This window comes from Leptotrichia sp. SK-5 (assembly GCF_055387215.1).
In genome coordinates this window covers 2,141,846-2,161,704 of record NZ_AP028931.1, presented here as the reverse complement: position 1 = coordinate 2,161,704, position 19,859 = coordinate 2,141,846, and the positions used below count along the sequence as shown (strand labels likewise).

15 protein-coding genes, 1 tRNA gene and 1 other annotated feature are annotated in these 19,859 nt (G+C 30.7%); all 16 genes read left to right on the top strand.

Annotation, left to right across the window (positions count from 1 at the left end):
* Nucleotides 1-423 precede the first annotated feature (423 nt).
* Complete coding sequence (gene glgP / locus ACZ5B9_RS10635; protein ID WP_464422563.1) at nt 424-2,688, top strand: glycogen/starch/alpha-glucan family phosphorylase; 2,265 nt, start codon at nt 424-426, stop codon at nt 2,686-2,688.
* A gap of 153 nt (nt 2,689-2,841) precedes the next feature.
* A complete protein-coding gene (locus tag ACZ5B9_RS10630) occupies nt 2,842-3,015 on the top strand; it encodes a hypothetical protein (RefSeq protein ID WP_464422562.1) in 174 nt (57 codons plus the stop codon).
* 547 nt (nt 3,016-3,562) lie between these two features.
* The gene (gene rpmG, locus ACZ5B9_RS10625; RefSeq protein ID WP_006807173.1) at nt 3,563-3,712 is read left to right on the top strand and encodes a 50S ribosomal protein L33; all 150 of its coding nucleotides are present in this window, start codon (nt 3,563-3,565) and stop codon (nt 3,710-3,712) included.
* A gap of 16 nt (nt 3,713-3,728) precedes the next feature.
* Nucleotides 3,729-3,804: transfer RNA gene (locus ACZ5B9_RS10620), tRNA-Trp, on the top strand.
* A 161-nt stretch (nt 3,805-3,965) separates the two neighbouring features.
* Entirely contained in the window at nt 3,966-4,181 is a 216-nt protein-coding gene (gene secE / locus ACZ5B9_RS10615) for a preprotein translocase subunit SecE (protein WP_021768937.1), read from the top strand.
* A gap of 1 nt (nt 4,182) precedes the next feature.
* The gene (gene nusG / locus ACZ5B9_RS10610; RefSeq protein ID WP_464422561.1) at nt 4,183-4,809 is read left to right on the top strand and encodes a transcription termination/antitermination protein NusG; all 627 of its coding nucleotides are present in this window, start codon (nt 4,183-4,185) and stop codon (nt 4,807-4,809) included.
* A 118-nt stretch (nt 4,810-4,927) separates the two neighbouring features.
* On the top strand, nt 4,928-5,353 hold the full coding sequence (gene rplK / locus ACZ5B9_RS10605; RefSeq protein WP_006805107.1) for a 50S ribosomal protein L11: 426 nt from the start codon (nt 4,928-4,930) through the stop codon (nt 5,351-5,353).
* A gap of 110 nt (nt 5,354-5,463) precedes the next feature.
* On the top strand, nt 5,464-6,171 hold the full coding sequence (gene rplA, locus ACZ5B9_RS10600) for a 50S ribosomal protein L1 (protein WP_021768935.1): 708 nt from the start codon (nt 5,464-5,466) through the stop codon (nt 6,169-6,171).
* 164 nt (nt 6,172-6,335) lie between these two features.
* Nucleotides 6,336-6,501 (top strand) — a sequence feature (ribosomal protein L10 leader region).
* A gap of 11 nt (nt 6,502-6,512) precedes the next feature.
* Nucleotides 6,513-7,019 (top strand): 50S ribosomal protein L10, encoded by a 507-nt coding sequence (rplJ, locus tag ACZ5B9_RS10595; protein WP_464422560.1) that lies wholly within the window; start codon nt 6,513-6,515, stop codon nt 7,017-7,019.
* A 63-nt stretch (nt 7,020-7,082) separates the two neighbouring features.
* The gene (gene rplL / locus ACZ5B9_RS10590) at nt 7,083-7,454 is read left to right on the top strand and encodes a 50S ribosomal protein L7/L12 (protein ID WP_464422559.1); all 372 of its coding nucleotides are present in this window, start codon (nt 7,083-7,085) and stop codon (nt 7,452-7,454) included.
* Between the two features lie 622 nt (nt 7,455-8,076).
* Nucleotides 8,077-11,523: a DNA-directed RNA polymerase subunit beta gene (gene rpoB, locus ACZ5B9_RS10585; protein ID WP_464422558.1), complete on the top strand. Its 3,447-nt coding sequence runs from the start codon at nt 8,077-8,079 to the stop codon at nt 11,521-11,523.
* A gap of 109 nt (nt 11,524-11,632) precedes the next feature.
* Complete coding sequence (gene rpoC, locus ACZ5B9_RS10580; protein WP_464422557.1) at nt 11,633-15,694, top strand: DNA-directed RNA polymerase subunit beta'; 4,062 nt, start codon at nt 11,633-11,635, stop codon at nt 15,692-15,694.
* A 169-nt stretch (nt 15,695-15,863) separates the two neighbouring features.
* On the top strand, nt 15,864-16,409 hold the full coding sequence (gene gmk, locus ACZ5B9_RS10575) for a guanylate kinase (RefSeq protein ID WP_021768929.1): 546 nt from the start codon (nt 15,864-15,866) through the stop codon (nt 16,407-16,409).
* A gap of 91 nt (nt 16,410-16,500) precedes the next feature.
* The gene (gene rpoZ / locus ACZ5B9_RS10570) at nt 16,501-16,707 is read left to right on the top strand and encodes a DNA-directed RNA polymerase subunit omega (RefSeq protein ID WP_071123889.1); all 207 of its coding nucleotides are present in this window, start codon (nt 16,501-16,503) and stop codon (nt 16,705-16,707) included.
* Between the two features lie 100 nt (nt 16,708-16,807).
* On the top strand, nt 16,808-18,631 hold the full coding sequence (dnaG, locus tag ACZ5B9_RS10565; protein WP_464422556.1) for a DNA primase: 1,824 nt from the start codon (nt 16,808-16,810) through the stop codon (nt 18,629-18,631).
* Nucleotides 18,624-19,802, top strand: a complete 1,179-nt coding sequence (gene rpoD / locus ACZ5B9_RS10560) for an RNA polymerase sigma factor RpoD (RefSeq protein ID WP_071123887.1) — start codon at nt 18,624-18,626, stop codon at nt 19,800-19,802. The genes dnaG and rpoD overlap by 8 nt, the downstream gene beginning before the upstream one ends.
* Nucleotides 19,803-19,859: the final 57 nt, after the last annotated feature.

The following is a 19,859-nucleotide window of genomic DNA, read 5'->3' as shown; positions in this document are numbered from 1 at the left end:
TTGTGGCAATGAGCAATCCTGCAAAAAGAAGAGAAAAACGAATAAAAATAGTAAAAAATGATATTAAATAAAATAATCCAATATTAAATCCCATTATAAAATAGAAACTATGTTAAGAACCAAAAGTTTTAATTCCTTACTAAATAGTATGTAGTTCAAAATTTATTAAACATTCGATATTTAAACAGAGAACCGTATTAATTTCATTCTTTGTGGGTTTTAAAAGCATTTACGTAAATGTCTTGACAAATTAAAAAAATAGTTATATAATATGCCCGCATAGTAAAACAACTTTAAAATTGGATACAAAAAATTAAAACTATTCTATTTGAGTTATTAAGTTTAATGCTTTTAGTATTCCAATTTTGAAGTAGTTTAATAACAAAAATTATAAAACAAATTTGAAAGGAAACAATTAAAATAGTGAACTACAATTTTACAGATTTTTTACAAAAAAGAAATGAAAAACAAATAAGTGAAATGACAAATCAAGAAATTTACTATAAATTACTTGAATATGTTAAAGAAAGAGCAGATGAAAAAACTGCAAACAAATCTAAAAAGAAAATATATTATATTTCTGCAGAATTTCTAATTGGGAAATTATTGTCAAATAATTTGATTAATTTGGGAATTTATAAGGAAGTAAGGGAAGAGTTGAAGGCTGCAGGAAAAAACTTGAGCCATATTGAGGAAGTAGAAACTGAACCTTCATTAGGAAACGGAGGACTTGGAAGACTTGCTTCATGCTTTGTTGATTCAATGTCAACTTTAGGAATCAATGGAGAAGGAGTTGGACTTAACTATCACTGCGGACTGTTTAAGCAGGTTTTCAAGAACAATGAGCAAAAAGCTGAGGCAAACTACTGGATAGAAGACCAAAGTTGGCTAAGAGATACAAATATTGGATATGAAGTTAAATTCAAAAACTTCAGTTTACATTCAAAATTAAAAAGAATTGATATTTTAGGATATGAAAAAGATACAAAAAATTATTTGAATTTGTTTGATATTGAAAGCATTGACTACAATTTGATAGAAAATGGAATATCATTCGATGAAGAAAATATTGAAAAAAATCTAACATTATTCCTATATCCTGACGACAGTACAAAAAAAGGAGAATTGTTACGTATTTATCAACAATATTTCATGGTATCAAATGCAGCAAGATTGATTATTGCTGAAGCAACTGAAAAAGGAAGCAATATTCACGATTTAGCAGACTATGCATTTGTTCAAATTAACGATACACACCCAAGTATGGTAATCCCTGAATTAATTCGTATTATGACGGAAGAGCATAATATTTCTTTTGAAGAAGCAACAGAAATTGTAACAAAAATGACAGGATACACAAATCACACAATTTTGGCAGAAGCATTAGAAAAATGGCCTTTAGACTATCTGGAAGAAGTTGTGCCAAATATTGTTGAAATTATAAAAAAATTGGATAAAGTTATAAAAGCTAAATATTCAGATGAAAAAGTACAAATTATCGACGGACAAAATAGAGTTCACATGGCAAATATGGATATTCATTTCTCTTCAAGCGTAAACGGAGTTGCTTATCTGCATACTGAAATCTTGAAAAATAGTGAACTTAAAGAATTTTATGAAATTTATCCTGATAAATTTAATAACAAGACAAACGGGATTACATTCAGAAGATGGCTTGAAAGCTGTAACGAAGACTTGGCAGACTACTTGAAAGAATTAATTGGTACAGGATACTTGACAGATGCTGAAAATCTAAAAGAACTTTTAAAATATGTTGATGATAAGAATGTTTATGAAAAATTATCACAAATTAAACATGGAAATAAAATTAAATTGAAAAAATATTTACAGCATACGCAAGGAATTGTTATTGATGAAAACAGTATCATTGATACTCAAATTAAGAGATTCCATGAATACAAACGTCAACAAATGAATGCTTTGTATGTAATTAAAAAATACTTAGACATTAAAAATGGAAAATTACCAGAAAGAAAGATAACAGTATTATTCGGTGGAAAAGCTGCACCAGCTTATATCATTGCTCAAGACATAATCCACTTAATACTTTGTCTATCAGAAATAATAAACAACGACCCAGAAGTAAATAAATACTTAAATGTTTACCTAGTTGAAAACTACAATGTAGGATTAGCTGAAAAAATTATTCCAGCAACAGATATTTCTGAGCAAATCTCGCTTGCTTCAAAAGAAGCCAGTGGAACTGGAAATATGAAATTTATGCTAAATGGAGCATTGACTCTTGGAACGATGGATGGAGCAAATGTAGAAATTCATGAACTTGTAGGTGACGATAATATCTATATTTTCGGAAAACATAGTGACGATATAATAGAATTATACGAAACTTCTGGTTATGTTTCAAAAGATTACTACATTCAAGATGGAATAAAAGAAGTGGTTGATTTCATAACTTCTGATGAATTAATAAAAGTAGGAAACAAAGAAAGATTAGAAAGACTTCAAAATGAATTAATAAACAAAGACTGGTTTATGACATTAATCGATTTTGAAGATTACTACAACACAAAAGAAAGAATGTTTAAAGATTATGAAAACAAAGACTTGTGGTACAAACAAGTAATAAATAACATAGCAAAAGCAGGATTCTTTTCATCAGACAGAACAATCGCACAATATGAAAATGAAATCTGGAAAACTAAATAAATTTTATAAGACGGGGATTTAATATCCTCGTTTTAAATTTACAAAAATCTATATTACAAAGTAAACTCTAATCCCCAAAAAAAAATAATTGAAATTATAATATTATAAACATTTGTTATAATAAAACAAAAAACTGTAAGGAAGTTGATATTTATGAAAAAAATATTTTTAATTGTAATACTTGCAATAATTACAGTAAGTTGTGAATTATTTAGTCCAAAAGAATGGGCAGCATATAATAAAAGAAGAGCCGAAAGAGGTGTGCGATGCTATAGAGCCGAAAGTGGATACGTTTACTGTGAAGACAAATATGGAAATCGGCATTAGTCTAAAATTTTAGAGAAATGAATTGTTGTGATTAAAACAGGATTTTTTGGATTGTATTTTATGAAAAAATCTAAATTTGCAAGAAAATTAAGCAAAATTTTGTTAAATAAAAAATAACTGTTTAATATTTTGGAAGAAATTTTAAATTATATATGGTTAATAACACTAAGAATAAGCTTTATTCAAAATAGAATTTTATTTTTTTTATAAGAAAGTTTTATATAAGAAAGGTAGTCCGTAGAACATTTCATCATTACCTCTAAATGATAGTCACTTAAATATGTTAAAACAACCATTATTACAAAAAGTGCATGGCATTTGATGTCCTTACGTTAAAAAACTACATAAATAAAACAAGAAAAAATAATTGTTATTCAAAATAATCTTAAAATAAAAATAGTTATATTTTTTAGGTACTGTAATAAAAATCAGAAAGTTTAAAAAAAAGTAAAGAAAATAGTATTGACAAAAAAAGAGGAATATGATATTATTAATAAGCTAGTTTATTCTGGTAATACCAATATTTTATTGGGAGGGATAGAAAACAATGAGAGTACAAGTTATTTTAGAATGCACTGAAACTAAGTTGAGACATTATGTTACAACTAAAAACAAAAAAACTCATCCCGAAAGATTAGAGATGAGAAAATACAATCCAGTGCTTAAAAGACATTCTCTTTATAGAGAAGTTAAATAATCTCATAAAAATAGATAGGTCAGTAGTTCAATTGGTAGAGCGTCGGTCTCCAAAACCGAAAGTTGCGGGTTCGATTCCTGCCTGGCCTGCCATTTTATTTTATGGGAATTTTTTTTTAAAAAATTAGTTTTGTTAAATTTAAAAGTTAACAAAAAATTTTTTTATGATTACACAATTTAAAAATAAAATAGAAGTTTGAGATTTTGTAATAGAATAACTAAACAAAAATCTTGAAGGATTCTAGGAGAAAATCATGGGTAAATTTAATTTAAAAGAGGCTTTTGGAAATTTGCGTGAAGAATATAAAAAAATATATTGGCCTAATAAAATCGAAGTTTATCATGTTACTATAATTGTAATTTTGATGACAGCGTTTATAGCTATATATACACTTCTTTTTGATACAGCATTTAATTTTATATTGGCAAAAATAAGTGAAATATTGAGAAATCTTATAGGAGGCGCGTAAAGTGACTGAAGCAAATGAAAAACTTGAAGATGAGATTGTATACGAAAAAAAATGGTATATAATTCACACTTATTCTGGTTATGAGAAAAAAGTAGCGACGGATCTTGAAAAAAGAATTGAGTCGCTGGATTTAACAGACAGAGTTTTTAGAATTTTAGTTCCAGAAGAAGAAGTTTTGGAAGAAAAACGTGGAAAACAAGTAAAAGTTTCAAGAAAACTTTTTCCAAGTTATGTGATGATAGAAATGCTTTCTGTTAAGGAAGAAAATGAGCTGGGATTAGGATATCGTGTTGATAGTGATGCTTGGTACGTAATTAGAAATACAAACGGAGTGACTGGATTTGTAGGAATTGGAAGTGATCCAATCCCATTATCTGATGAAGAAGCTTCAGACTTGCTGGCTAAAATTGGAATTGATGTTGATGGAAGCGGACATGCTCCGAGAATTGATATTGATTTCAAAGTTGGTGAAGTTGTTGAAGTAAAAGGTGGCTCTTTTGATGGGCAACAAGGTGAAATTGCAGAAATTGACTATGAACACGGTAAAGTAAAAGTGATGCTTGAAGTTTTGGGTCGTTTAACTCCAGTAGAAGTTGAACATACCGAAATAACAAAAATAGACTACTAAAAGTCAAATACAAAGAAAATAAATCAAGAAGTATTATTAAAGAATAATAATTAGCGAAATTTTAATTTGAAAGAAAAGTGGGAGATTTAACAAATTCAATTACCACAAAGGAGGAAAAATGGCTAAAGAAGTAATCGGAAAGATTAAATTACAATTAGAAGCAGGGAAAGCGAATCCTGCACCACCAGTAGGACCTGCATTAGGACAACATGGGGTAAATATTGCAGAATTTTGTAAATCATTTAATGCACAAACACAAGATAAAATGGGATTTGTAATTCCTGTAGAAATCACTGTTTATGCAGATAGAAGTTTTACATTTGTTTTAAAAACACCACCTGCATCAGACTTGTTAAAAAAAGCAGCTAAAGTTCAAAAAGGTGCTGGAAATTCTATAAAAGAAGTTGCTGGGACTATAACTAAAGCTCAATTACAAGAAATTGCAGAAACTAAATTACCAGATTTGAATGCTGGATCAGTTGAAGCAGCTATGAATATTATTGCAGGAACTGCAAGAAGTATGGGAATTAAAATTTCTGAATAATAAAAATTATTCAAGTTTTAAAGATTGAATAAATGAAAAATAAAATTTAAATGATTTAGAACAAGTGGGAGATTTAGTAAATTCAATTACCACAGAGGAGGAAATAATAAATGGCAAAAAGAGGAAAAAGATATAATGACATTTCTCAAAAAGTAGATAAAATGAAAGTTTACACACCAGAAGAAGCATTAGAATTAGTTTTTGATACTAAAAGTGCTAAATTTGTGGAAACAGTAGAATTAGCAGTAAGATTGGGAGTAGATCCAAGACATGCTGATCAACAAGTAAGAGGTACAGTTTCATTACCAAATGGTACAGGTAAAACTGTAAGAATCTTAGTTATCACAAGTGGAGAAAATATTGATAAGGCATTAGCTGCAGGAGCAGATTTTGCTGGAGATGACGAATACATTAATAAAATCCAAAATGGATGGTTAGATTTTGATTTAGTAATTGCTACACCTGATATGATGCCTAAATTAGGAAGATTAGGAAGAATCTTAGGAACAAAAGGATTAATGCCTAACCCTAAATCAGGAACAGTTACAACAAATGTTGAACAAACAGTTCAAGAATTTAAAAAAGGAAAAGTTGCGTTTAAAGTTGATAAATTAGGATCAATTCATTTGCCAATCGGAAAAGTTGATTTTACAAAAGAAGCTATTGTAGAAAACTTTAAAGTTGCATTAGATCAAATTATTAAATTAAAACCAGCTGCTTCAAAAGGACAATATTTAAGAACAGTTGCAATCTCATTAACAATGGGACCTGGAATTAAAGTAGATCCATTATTAGCTGGAGCATTTGTAGCTAAATAGTAAACAATCTTAATAATAATTTTTATTACCGGGTAGATTTTTCTATTCGGTAATTTATACTATAATTTAAAGGTGTTTTTTCAATAAATTAATAAAAAAATGAAAAACACTTGCAATTTTGTTAAAATTGTAGTATAATACTATATATTGGTTTATAACTATATAAATCAAATATAATATAACCAAAGACAGTAGGTAGAATAAAATTTCTTTAAACCCTACCGAGGTAAGTATTATTATAAATAGATATTAAAATTAAATAATAGATATTTTTATAGTATGATACCTCTGGGCTTATTGTTTTTGTTTCAGAGGTTTTTATTATAAGGAGGTGAAACAAATTGCCAGCACAAGCAAAATTAGAAGCGGTAAAAGGTTTAGTTGAAAAATTAAAAGAAGCTAAAGCGGTAGTATTTGTTGATTATAAAGGGATTAGTGTTAATGAAGATACTGAACTTCGTAAAACTGCAAGAGAAGCAGGAGTAGAATATTTCGTTGCTAAAAACAGATTGTTTAAAATAGCATTGAAAGAAGCAGGATTTGATACAAATGTTGATGATTTATTAGAAGGAACTACATCGTTTGCATTAGGATATGAAGATGGAGTTGCACCATCTAAATTAATTTTTGATTTTGGAAAAAAATTAAAAGATAAATTGTCAATTAAAGGTGGATTGCTAGAGTCTGAAAGAGTTGACGTGTCAACTGTTGAAGCATTGGCTAAATTACCATCAAGAGACGAATTACTTGGTCAAATTGCTTATGGATTGTTGTCGCCAGTTAGAATGTTGGCTGTTGCATTAACAAATGTTGCAGAACAAAAAGAAACTGGAGTATCAGCAGAGTAATTTTAAACATAAAATAATTTTAAAAATATAAAAATAAATAAAAAATTAGGAGGAAATAAAATAATGGCATTTAATAAAGAACAATTTATAGAAGATTTAAAAGCTATGTCTGTATTAGAATTAAAAGAAGTAGTTGAAGCTATTGAAGAAACATTTGGAGTATCAGCTCAACCAGTAGCAGTTGCAGGAGGTGCAGTTGCAGGAGGTGCAGCAGCAGAAGAAAAAACTGAATTTGATGTAATCTTAGTATCAGCAGGAGCAGCTAAATTAGCAGTAATTAAAGAAGTAAGAGGAATTACTGGATTAGGACTTAAAGAAGCTAAAGAATTAGTTGAAGCTGGTGGAAAAGCAATTAAAGAAGGAATTTCTAAAGATGAAGCTGAAGCATTAAAAGCTCAATTAGAAGGTGCAGGAGCAACTGTAGAATTAAAATAGTAAAAAACAGATTAATAGTGAAGGCACTCTTAAAATATAGAGAGTGTCTTTTTCCACTATAAAACTTGGAAAAAAGAAATTTTTCTTTTTTGTATTAATTTTTATAAAAAGTCAATATAGATTATTCATAATTACAGTAAAACACTTTAAATTTAGACATAAAATTAAATGTTTTTACATGCCTGCATGTGTTAAAAAAATTTAATTTTAGCCTATTTTAAGAAGTTTGGCACATAATAATTCATTTTAAGACTAAATATGAAAGTTTAAATTTTCAAAAAAACGGTATTTTTAGTCTATTTTTTAGTTTTTTATATAGTAAAATGCTTTTGAAATTCTTAAAATTCTTCAATGCTATATAATGTGAATTATAAAATAAACATTAGAATTTAAGACTTTGTAAAAATAAAAAGATTTACAGTAAATAGTTTGAAGATACAATGTAAAGATGAATAATCAAATATTTTTTAGATTGCTTATTGAGATAATTAAATTTTTTGTAATTGGATTATTGTTTGAGTAATATGTAATAACAAATCGAAATTATGAGAACATTTTTTTGATAAAAGTTTAATTTTTGAATTAAAACAGAATATGTTCTTTATAGGGAGGAATTTTTTAAATGAACAAACTTATTGAAAGATATAGTTTCGGAAAAATAGTAGACAGAGGGGAAATGCCGCACTTTTTAGAATTTCAGTTAAATTCTTATGAAGATTTTTTACAGACAAAAGTGCCACCTCAAAAACGTGAAAATAAAGGTTTTGAAGCAATCTTTAATGAAATTTTTCCAATCGAATCTAGCAACGGATTATTAAAATTAGAATACTTATGGTATGAAATTCACGATAATGACGAACCTTTAAATGATGAATTAGAGTGTAAAAAAAGAGGTAAAACATATTCTGGTCAATTAAAAGTTAGACTAAAATTAACTAACAAAAGAACAGGAGAAATTCAGGAAACATTAGTTCATTTCGGAGATATACCACTTATGACTGATAAAGCTACATTTATTATAAATGGTGCTGAAAGAGTCGTTATTTCTCAATTACACAGATCGCCAGGAATCACTTTTAACAAAGAATTAAATATTCAGACAGGAAAAGATGTGTTTATTGGGAAAATTATCCCTTATAAAGGAACATGGCTTGAATTTGAAACTGATAAAAATGACATTTTAAATGTAAAAATTGATAGAAGAAAGAAAGTTTTATTACCTGTATTTTTAAAAGCAGTAGATTTTTTCCAAAATAATACCGAAATTATGGATCACTTTTTTGAAGAAAAAGAAGTTGAATTGTCAGAATTTTATGAAAAATATAGAGATACTGAGTTAGAAGAAGTTCTACGTTCAAGATTAGAAGGAAGTTTTGTAAAAGAGGATATTTTAGATGAAGAAACTGGAGAATTCGTAGCGGAAACTGAAGAAATTATTGATATGCCAGTTATTCAAAAAATAATTGATGCAAAAGTACCTGTACTAAGTATTTGGGAAGTAAAACCTGAAGATAGAATTATTGCTAATGCTTTGGTTCACGATAGTACCAAAAACAGTGATGAGGCTGTTATAGAAGTGTTTAGAAAATTACGTCCAGGAGACTTGGTAACTGTGGACAGTGCCAGATCGCTTGTTAAACAGATGTTCTTTAATCCTCAAAGATACGATTTGGCAGATGTTGGAAGATATAAAGTTAACAAAAGATTGAAACTGGATGTGCCAGCGGATGTAATCGTATTGACAAAAGAGGATGTTTTGCAGACTATTGAGTATGTAAAAAATCTTGTAAGCGGAGAAGGATTTACAGATGATATTGACAACTTGTCAAATAGACGTGTAAGAGGTGTTGGAGAGCTGCTTTCCATCCAAATAAAAGGTGGAATGCTTAAAATGTCTAAAATGGTCAGAGAAAAAATGACAATTCAAGATATTACAACATTGACTCCACAAAGTTTGTTAAATACAAAACCATTAAATGCGTTAATTCTTGAATTTTTTGGAAGTGGACAGCTATCACAATTTATGGATCAGTCTAATCCATTGTCAGAATTGACTCATAAGAGAAGAATTTCAGCATTAGGACCAGGGGGACTTTCTAGAGATAGAGCAGGCTTTGAAGTTCGTGACGTTCATAACTCGCATTATGGAAGAATTTGTCCAATAGAAACTCCAGAGGGTCCAAATATCGGACTTATCGCTTCGCTTTCGACTTATGGAAAAGTTAATAAATACGGATTTATTGAAACTCCGTTTGTAAAAATAAATGATGGAAAAGCTGATTTTAATGATATTAGATATTTAGCCGCTGATGAAGAGGAAGGACTGTTTATCGCACAGGCTGATACTCCTATTGACAAAGATGGAAACTTCTTGACTGATGAAGTTGTGTGCCGTTACGGAGATGAAATTGTACATATTGATAAATCAAAAGTTGATATTCTAGATGTGTCGCCTAAGCAGTTAGTATCTGTTTCAGCGGGATTAATTCCATTCTTGGAACATGATGATGCCAATCGTGCGTTAATGGGATCAAATATGCAACGTCAAGCCGTACCATTATTAAAAACTCAGGCTCCTTATGTAGGAACTGGGCTTGAAAGAAAAGTTGCTGTGGATTCAGGGGCAGTTATTACTTCAAAAGCAACTGGAACTGTAACTTTTGTAGATGCAAGAAAAATTATTGTAACTGATGAAGATGGAAAAGATTATTACCATAGATTGTTAAACTTTGAAAAATCTAACCAATCGATGTGTTTACATCAAAAACCGATTATTGACTTGGGAGATAAAGTTAAGAAAGGTGATATTATTGCAGATGGGCCATCTACTGCAGGTGGAGATTTGGCATTAGGTAAAAATATTCTATTGGCATTTATGCCTTGGGAAGGGTATAACTTTGAGGATGGAATCCTTATTTCTGAAAGACTTAGAAAAGATGATGTGTTCACATCAATTCATATTGAGGAATTTGATATTGAGGCAAGAACTACAAAACTAGGTGATGAGGAAATTACAAGAGAAATTCCTAATGTTTCTGAAGAAGCCTTGAGAAACCTTGATGAAAATGGAATTATAAGAATAGGGGCTCACGTAACTCCTGATGATATTCTTGTTGGAAAAGTAACTCCTAAAGGAGAAACTGAACCACCAGCAGAAGAAAAATTATTACGTGCAATCTTTGGGGAAAAGGCAAAAGATGTAAGAGATACTTCGCTTAGACTTCCGCATGGGGTAAAGGGTACTGTTGTGGATGTGCTTGAGTTGTCTAAGGAAAATGGAGATGACTTGAAAGCTGGAGTAAACAAACTAATCAGAATTTACATTGCAGAAAAAAGAAAAATAATGGTTGGGGATAAAATGTCTGGACGTCACGGAAATAAAGGGGTAATTTCAAGAGTATTGCCAGTCGAAGATATGCCGCATTTAGAAAATGGAACACCAATTGATGTGTGTCTTAACCCTCTTGGAGTACCATCACGTATGAATATCGGACAGGTATTGGAAGTGCATTTGGGACTTGCAATCGGAGATATTGACAAATACATTGCAACACCAGTATTTGATGGAGCAAGTGAAGAGGATGTTAAAAATTACTTGGAAGAAGCTGGATACAGCAGAACTGGTAAAGTAAAACTGATTGACGGAAGAACTGGACAGCCATTTGACAACCCAGTAACAGTTGGACGTATGTATATGCTAAAACTTCACCATTTGGTAGAAGACAAAATGCACGCCAGAGCAATTGGACCGTATTCACTTGTTACTCAACAGCCACTTGGAGGAAAAGCCCAATTTGGTGGACAAAGACTTGGGGAAATGGAAGTTTGGGCATTGGAAGCCTACGGTGCGTCAAATATCCTTCAAGAAATGCTTACAGTTAAATCAGACGACATCAGCGGAAGAACAAAAACTTATGAAGCTATCGTAAAAGGACAGGCAATGCCAGAAGCAGATGCTCCAGAATCATTTAGAGTATTAATTAAGGAATTTCAGTCACTTGGACTAGATGTGGCTCTTTATGATAAAGATGGGGAACAAATTGAATTAGATAAGAATGTAGATGCTTAGAAAAAAATGATTAAAACAGATTTTTAAATTTAAAATTGGAATATAAAAAGTTTTCCCACTTTACTTTTCAAAAAAAGTGGAATCAAAGAATAGAGGAGGCTCTTAACGAATGAGTATAAGAGATTTTGACAGTATTCAAATAAAATTGGCATCGCCAGAAAAGATTTTGGAATGGTCGTATGGTGAAATTACAAAAGCCGAAACAATAAATTATAGAACTTTAAAACCTGAAATGGACGGATTATTCTGTGAGAGAATATTTGGACCGTCTAAGGACTATGAGTGTGCCTGCGGGAAATACAAGAGAATGCGTTACAAAGGCATGGTATGTGAAAAATGTGGTGTTGAAGTAACAACTTCAAAAGTTAGACGTGAAAGAATGGGACATATTAAGCTTGCTACTCCAATTGCACATATCTGGTATTCTAAAGGTACGCCTAACAAAATGAGCCTTTTATTGGGAATCAGTACGAAGGAACTTGAGTCAGTTCTGTATTTTTCAAGATACATTGTAACTGATCCAGGAGAAACTGAGCTTAAAAAAGGAGAAATTTTGACTGAACGTGAATACAAATTGCATGAAAATCAGTTTAAAAACGAATTTACAGCGAAAATGGGGGCTGAAGGAGTTTTAGCCTTGCTTGAGGAAATTGACCTGTTTGATTTGGAGAAAAAACTGCAAGGTGAAATGGATACAGAACATTCTACGCAAAAAAGAAGAAAAATTATAAAAAGATTAAAAGTAGTAAGAGATTTAATAGAGGCTGGGAATAGGCCTGAATGGATGATTTTGACTGTACTGCCTGTAATTCCTGCAGATTTACGTCCAATGGTTCAGTTAGATGGTGGAAGATTTGCCACTTCTGACTTGAATGATTTATACAGAAGAGTAATCAACAGAAATATAAGACTTAAAAAATTAATGTCAATAAAAGCACCTGAAATTGTAATAAAAAATGAAAAAAGAATGCTTCAGGAAGCAGTTGATGCATTAATTGACAATGGTAGACGTGGGAAACCAGTTGTTACACAAAATAACAGGGAATTAAAATCGCTTTCTGATATGTTAAAAGGTAAACAAGGGCGTTTCAGACAAAATCTTTTGGGAAAACGTGTTGATTATTCAGGAAGATCGGTTATCGTCGTTGGACCAAACTTGAAAATGAATCAATGTGGACTTCCTAAAAAAATGGCACTTGAGTTGTATAAACCATTTTTAATGAGAGAACTTGTAAAAAGGGAACTTGCCTCAAATATAAAAGTGGCTAAGAAAATGGTTGAAGAAGAAGACGAAAATGTATGGGAATTAATTGAAGAAATTATTAAAAATCACCCAGTTCTTTTAAATAGGGCACCAACATTACATAGACTTTCAATTCAAGCCTTTGAACCAACATTGATTGAAGGAAAAGCTATAAGACTTCATCCACTTGTATGTTCTGCTTTTAATGCGGATTTTGATGGAGACCAAATGGCAGTACACTTGGTATTGTCACAAGAAGCACAAATGGAAGCAAAATTATTGATGCTTGCAACAAATAACATTATTGCACCATCAAGTGGTAGACCAATAGCGGTTCCATCACAAGATATGGTAATGGGATGTTATTATATGACAAAGGAAAGAAAAGGTGTTAAGGGAGAAGGGAAATCGTTCTCTAACAAAAATCAGTTAATCACAGCCTATCAAAATGGACAAGTTGCAGTTCACGCTCTTGTAAATGTAAGAATTGATGGAGAAATAGTTCAAACTACACCAGGACGTCTTATGTTTAATACAATGCTTCCAAAAGAAGTGAGAGATTACACAAAGACTTTTGGTAAAGGTGAATTAGGAAAATTAATCGCTGAATTATATAAAAAATTTGGATTTGAAAAGACATCAGAATTATTGGATAAAATTAAAGCATTTGGATTCCATTATGGAACACTTGCGGGGATTACTGTTGGAATTGAGGATTTGGAAATTCCAGAAAGTAAAAAAACTATTTTGGAAAAAGCTGAAAATGAAGTGGTCGAAATTGAAGAGCAGTATAAATCTGGTGAAATTATTGATGCAGAAAGATACAGAAGAACAGTTGCTATATGGGATGAAGCTGTTTCAAAGGTAACTAAGGCAATGATGGATAATCTAGATGAATTTAACCCAGTTTATATGATGGCAAACTCTGGAGCCAGAGGATCAATTGCACAAATGCGTCAACTTGGTGGAATGCGTGGACTTATGGCAGACACGCAAGGTCGTATTATCGAAATGCCAATTAAAGCCAACTTTAGAGAAGGACTTAATATTCTTGAATTCTTTATGTCATCACACGGAGCGAGAAAAGGACTTGCCGATACAGCATTGAGAACTGCCGATTCGGGATATTTAACAAGAAGGCTTGTTGATATTTCACACGAAGTTATTGTAAATCATGATGACTGTGGATGCGAACACGGAATTGTGGTATCAGATTTGATGGATGCTGGGGAAGTAATCGAGAAATTAAGTGAAAGAATTTATGGAAGAAACTTGGCAACAGACTTGATTCATGAAGGAAAAGTTATTGCTGAGAGAAATACTTTGATAACTGATGATTTAATTAAGAAGATTGAAGAATTAGATATTCGTGAAGTTGAAATAAGAACACCTTTAACTTGTAAACTGGAAAAAGGAGTTTGTAAAAAATGTTATGGATTAGACCTTTCTAACCATAAGGAAATCCTAAAAGGTGAAGCAGTTGGAGTTATTGCGGCCCAGTCAATTGGGGAGCCAGGTACACAGCTTACAATGCGTACTTTCCATACTGGAGGGGTAGCAACGGCAGCGTCTGTTCAATCTGATTACAAAGCTGATGTTTCTGGAAAAGTTAAACTTAAGGATATTTCCATACTTGTAAATGATGAAGGAAAAGAAATTGTTGTTTCACAAAATGGACGTGTGATAATAGGAAAACACAGATATGAAGTGCCATCAGGCTCGACTTTGCATGTAAAAGATGGAGATTCAGTTAAGAAAGGGCAAGTGCTAGTAGAATTTGATCCTTATCAAATACCGATTATTACTTCTGTGGCAGGAAAAGTAGAATTTAGAGATATTTACGTGAGAGAAAATATTGACGTAAAATATGGGGTTACTGAAAAAGTAGCAATAAAACCTGTAGAAAGTAATGATGTCAACCCTAGAATTATAATTTATACAAAAGGTGACAAGAAAGTAGAATATGCAGTTCCTTATGGAGCATATTTGATGGTAAATGAAGGAGATACAGTAAAAAAAGGGCAAATTATTACAAAAATCTTGAAAACTGGAGAAGGAAATAAGGATATCACAGGAGGTCTTCCTCGTGTCCAAGAGTTGTTTGAGGCAAGAAATCCTAAAGGGAAAGCCATTTTGTCAGAAGTCGCAGGGCGTGTAGTTTTCTCGGATAAAAAGAAAAAGGGTATGAGATTAATCTTGATTGAAGATCCTGAAAATGGGGAATTAATCCAAGAATATACAGTTCCAGTAGGAGAACATTTAGTTGTAACTAATGAAATGTTAATCGAAAAAGGTACGAAAATAACGGATGGACCTGTTTCACCACATGATATTTTGAAAATAAAAGGGCTTGTAGAAGCACAGCAATTTATTCTTGAGTCAGTACAGCAAGTATATAGAGAGCAAGGAGTTGCAGTTAATGACAAGCATATTGAAATAATCGTAAAACAAATGTTCCAAAAAATCAAGATTAAAGAAGCTGGTGATTCATTATTCCTAGAAGACGAATTAATTGATAAGAAAGTTGTGGAACGTGAAAATGAAATATTAATTTCAAAAGGAAAACGTCCAGCAACTTATGAGCCAGTAATTCAAGGTATTACAAAAGCCGCAGTAAATACAGAAAGTTTCATTTCGGCATCATCATTCCAAGAAACAACAAAAGTTCTTGCTAATGCTGCTGTTGAAGGTAAAACAGACAGACTTGAAGGACTTAAGGAAAATGTAATTATTGGTAAGAAAATACCAGGTGGAACTGGATTTAAGGACTATAAATATTTGGATGCAGTCTTAAAAAATGACATTGTGGAAGAAGAAACAACAGGAACTGAAAGTGAAGCGAACGGAGAAGAAGTTGAAACTACAGAAACTTTGGATGCTTTGAAAGACAATTCCAATGAAACTATAGAAACAGTAGAAGCTGAATAATTAAGTTAGATAAATAGCTTAATTGTTGTAAAAAATACTTACAGTAAATGTTAGAGTATGATATTCTAATAAATTTTTAGGATTAGATTATCGGTATAAATATTGTGAATAGGGAGATTTATGAATATGAATTTCCCTTATTCGCGTAAAAAATAAAAGGCGGTTTTTAATGAAAGGAAAGCTAATCATCGTTTCAGGGCCATCTGGCTCAGGAAAATCAACAGTCACAAAATTAGTAAAAGATAGACTAAATATCCCATTATCAATATCAGCTACAACTCGACAGCCAAGAGTCGGAGAAATCGACGGAAAAGACTACTTTTTTTTAACCAAGGAAATATTTGAACAAAAAATAAATAATGATGAATTTTATGAATATGCAAATGTTCATGGTAATTATTACGGTACACTGAAGGAAGTAGTAGAGAGTAATCTGAATAAAGGTTTAAATGTAATTCTGGAAATTGATGTACAAGGAGCATTAATTGCGAAAGAAAAGAAAAAGGATGCTATTCTTGTGTTTTTTCGTACAAGAGATATGGAAACGTTGGAAAATAGACTTCGCAATAGGAAGACTGACAGCGAAGAAGTTATTCAACTCCGCCTAAAAAATGCAGCAAAAGAGCTAGAATATGAACCAAAATATGATTACACTATAATAAATGATGATATTGAAATGTCTTGTCAAGAATTGATAAACATTATTAATTCATAAGTACACTCGAAATCTTTTAAAATTAAACATATAATTAACAATCGTAGATGTTGTTTTAAAGTGGTTTTATTATATAAGAGGAGAATTTAAAATGAAAAAAGAAAAGATAACAATAGATGAATTATTGACTAAAATACCTAATAAATACGAACTTGCAATTGTTTCAGGAAAAATTGCAAAAAAGGAATTTGCTAAAGGGAAACAAAAATCGGAAATAATGGATGAAGTTTTTAAGGACATAATGGATGACGAAGTAGAAGTTATTCGTGAAATTGATGAAGAACATACAGAAAATTAAAAAATTTATTTACAAAGTATTGACTATTTAGAAAAACAAATTATACTAATAGTGTAAATATTTTTTATAAAGCTGTTTTTTGATGGAGGAATAAAAAATAATGATTTATGATGAAAAAGAGATACAAAAATTAATTGATAATTTGGATATTGTTCAAGTGATTGGAGAATATGTAAATTTAAAAAAGACAGGTTCAAATTATAAAGGGCTATCTCCTTTTAAAGATGAAAAGACCCCATCATTTACAGTTAGTCCAGTAAAAAATATTTTTAAGGATTTTAGTACACAGATTGGCGGAAATGTAATTTCATTTTATATGAAAATTAATGATATCAGTTTTGTGCAGGCAGTGGATGAATTGTCAAAAAAGTATAATATTCCACTAAAAAAAAATAGAGCATATCAGACAATTAATCAAGAAATTATTAGAAGAAAATCGGCTAATAAAGAATATTTTGACATAATGAACGAAGCCTTGGTATTTTTTAAGGAAAACATTGAAAAAGCCAACGAAGCATTAGAATATATGAAAGAACGTAATTTTTCCATTGAAGATATAAAAAAGTTTGGAATTGGATTTGCTTCAAATACTCGTGATGACTTGTTTCAATATTTGTTAAAAAAGGAATTTTCTGAAATAAAAATAATGGATCTAGGACTTGTCAAAAGAAATGAAAATGGCGAAATTTATGATACCTTTAGAAACAGGATAATTTTTCCTATTTATAATACTGATTCTCAAATTGTAGGATTTGGTGGGCGTATAATTGACAAAAATACTAATTTGCCTAAATATCTAAATTCACCAGATTCGCCTATTTTTAAAAAAGGAAATGAGCTTTTCGGAATAAAGTACCAAGGAGAAAATATTAAAAAAAAAGGTTTTGCAATGTTGATGGAAGGTTATCTAGATGTATTGACAGCTCAGAAAAATGGCTTTGAGAATGCCGTAGCAAGTCTTGGTACAGCATTTACTGAAGAGCAGGCACAGCTTTTAAAAAAGTACACAGATAAAATTTTGATTTCGTATGACAATGATGAAGCTGGGAAAAACGCAGTCATAAAGGCAAGCTATATTTTAAAAAAATATGATTTTGATGTAAAATGTCTTGTTATAGATGGTAATGAAAAGGATCCTGATGAATTCTTGAGAAAAAATGGGAAAAAAGCGTTTATAGAAGTTGTAAAAAAATCGGAGGAAGTATTTGATTTTTTAACTAAAGAGGCTTCAAAGGATTTGGATTTGGAAGATATAAGTGGTGAAAGAAAATTTATTGAAAGATTAAAGCCATTTTTTTCCAATGTTACAAACAATCTTACTAAAAATCTCTATTTACAAAAATTATCAACCAATTTTAATATTAATGAATTTATTGTAAAAGAGGAGTTAAAGGATTTATCAAAAGAAACTCCAAAACGAAAAAAAAGAATAAATTACGAAAACCAGAAAGTTCAATATAAAAAGGAGAAAAAAGACTTACATATTGAGCTGGAAGAACAGACACTCACTTATATTTTGGAGTTTTACAATTCTGAAAGAGAAAAGTGTGAAGAATTACTAAATAAAAAGTTTAGTTATTCAATATTTAGCGAACTGATAGAAAAATTAAAAAGAATAAATTTTGATATAATACAGCTTGATAAAACAGATATTTCTGAAGAAAAAAGAGAAATTATTACAAAGTTGAAATTACGGGGAGATAATGATATTAACGATGAGGAGAGTTATTTTAAAGAAATTTATTCTGGTTGGCTTAAACGTGAAATAGATGAGGAAAGAAAAAAAATTGATGAAAAGAATGATAAAATAAAGAAACTTAAATTAAAAAAAATATTATCAAAATTAGAAAATATTAGTAAAATTGATGAAATTGAAAAAGTATATGATGAATTTATATTGATAAGGAGACAGGGGTATGTCTGATAAAAAACAAAATTTAAAAAATAGTCTCGCAAATTTTATAAAACAGGCACGAGAACAAAAAATTGTAAGTTACGAAGAAATAAATTCTGTTTTATCTATTGGATTTTCAACAGAGAAAATCGAGCAGTTAATAAAAAAATTAACTGATGATGGTATTCAAATTGTCGATACTAAAAAAGAAAAAGAAGACTTATTAAAAGTCCCTGATTCTTTAGAGGATATTGAAAAACTAGAAATATCAGATTTTGAAGATTCGCATGATGAATTTGTAGAGAGTGAAATCGACGATTCGGAAGTGGATAAATTATTACAGACAGATCTATTGAAAATGGCAGAAAGTATGGATGTGGATGAGCCGATTAAAATGTACTTGCGTGAAATTGGACAAATTCCATTACTTAGCTATGAAGAGGAAATTGACTATGCTCAAAGGGTTTTAAATGGAGAAGAGGAAGCAAAACAAAAATTAATTGAATCAAATTTAAGACTTGTTGTAAGTATTGCTAAAAAGCATACAAATCGTGGCTTAAAAATGCTGGATTTAATTCAAGAGGGAAATATGGGTCTTATGAAAGCCGTAGAAAAATTTGAATATGAAAAAGGATTCAAGTTTTCAACTTATGCAACTTGGTGGATTAGACAGGCTATAACACGTGCAATTGCAGATCAGGGAAGAACAATAAGAATACCTGTTCATATGATAGAAACAATTAACAAAATCAAAAAGGAAAGCCGTATTATTTTACAGGAAACTGGAAAAGAGCCAACAGCTGAGGAATTAGCGGAAAAGCTGGAATTGCCAGTAGAAAAGGTAAAAAGTATTTTGGAAATGAATCAAGATCCAATTTCACTTGAAACACCAGTTGGAAGTGAAGAAGACAGTGAACTTGGAGATTTTGTAGAAGATGACAAATTTGCAAATCCTTATGATGCAACAACAAGAGTTCTGTTAAAAGAACAGCTTGACGAAGTTTTAAAAACATTAAATGAGCGAGAAGAGATGGTACTCAGATATAGATATGGATTGGATGACGGTTCTCAAAAAACACTGGAGGAAGTTGGAAAAATATTTAATGTTACAAGAGAGCGAATCAGACAGATTGAGGTAAAAGCATTAAGAAAATTAAGACACCCAAGTAGAAGAAAAAAATTGGAAGATTACAGGAGCTAAAGGTATTATTTAGCTCTTTTTAGATATTTAGGATTTTTAGATGAACTAAATAATAAA

What these genes read in the sequence shown, in the direction of transcription:
- ACZ5B9_RS10630 (WP_464422562.1), top strand. Translation starts at nt 2,842, where the DNA reads ATGAAAAAAATATTTTTAATTGTAATACTTGCAATAATTACAGTAAGT.
- rpmG (WP_006807173.1), top strand. Translation starts at nt 3,563, where the DNA reads ATGAGAGTACAAGTTATTTTAGAATGCACTGAAACTAAGTTGAGACAT.
- secE (WP_021768937.1), top strand. Translation starts at nt 3,966, where the DNA reads ATGGGTAAATTTAATTTAAAAGAGGCTTTTGGAAATTTGCGTGAAGAA.
- rplK (WP_006805107.1), top strand. Translation starts at nt 4,928, where the DNA reads ATGGCTAAAGAAGTAATCGGAAAGATTAAATTACAATTAGAAGCAGGG.
- rplA (WP_021768935.1), top strand. Translation starts at nt 5,464, where the DNA reads ATGGCAAAAAGAGGAAAAAGATATAATGACATTTCTCAAAAAGTAGAT.
- rplL (WP_464422559.1), top strand. Translation starts at nt 7,083, where the DNA reads ATGGCATTTAATAAAGAACAATTTATAGAAGATTTAAAAGCTATGTCT.
- rpoB (WP_464422558.1), top strand. Translation starts at nt 8,077, where the DNA reads ATGAACAAACTTATTGAAAGATATAGTTTCGGAAAAATAGTAGACAGA.
- rpoC (WP_464422557.1), top strand. Translation starts at nt 11,633, where the DNA reads ATGAGTATAAGAGATTTTGACAGTATTCAAATAAAATTGGCATCGCCA.
- gmk (WP_021768929.1), top strand. Translation starts at nt 15,864, where the DNA reads ATGAAAGGAAAGCTAATCATCGTTTCAGGGCCATCTGGCTCAGGAAAA.
- rpoZ (WP_071123889.1), top strand. Translation starts at nt 16,501, where the DNA reads ATGAAAAAAGAAAAGATAACAATAGATGAATTATTGACTAAAATACCT.
- dnaG (WP_464422556.1), top strand. Translation starts at nt 16,808, where the DNA reads ATGATTTATGATGAAAAAGAGATACAAAAATTAATTGATAATTTGGAT.
- rpoD (WP_071123887.1), top strand. Translation starts at nt 18,624, where the DNA reads ATGTCTGATAAAAAACAAAATTTAAAAAATAGTCTCGCAAATTTTATA.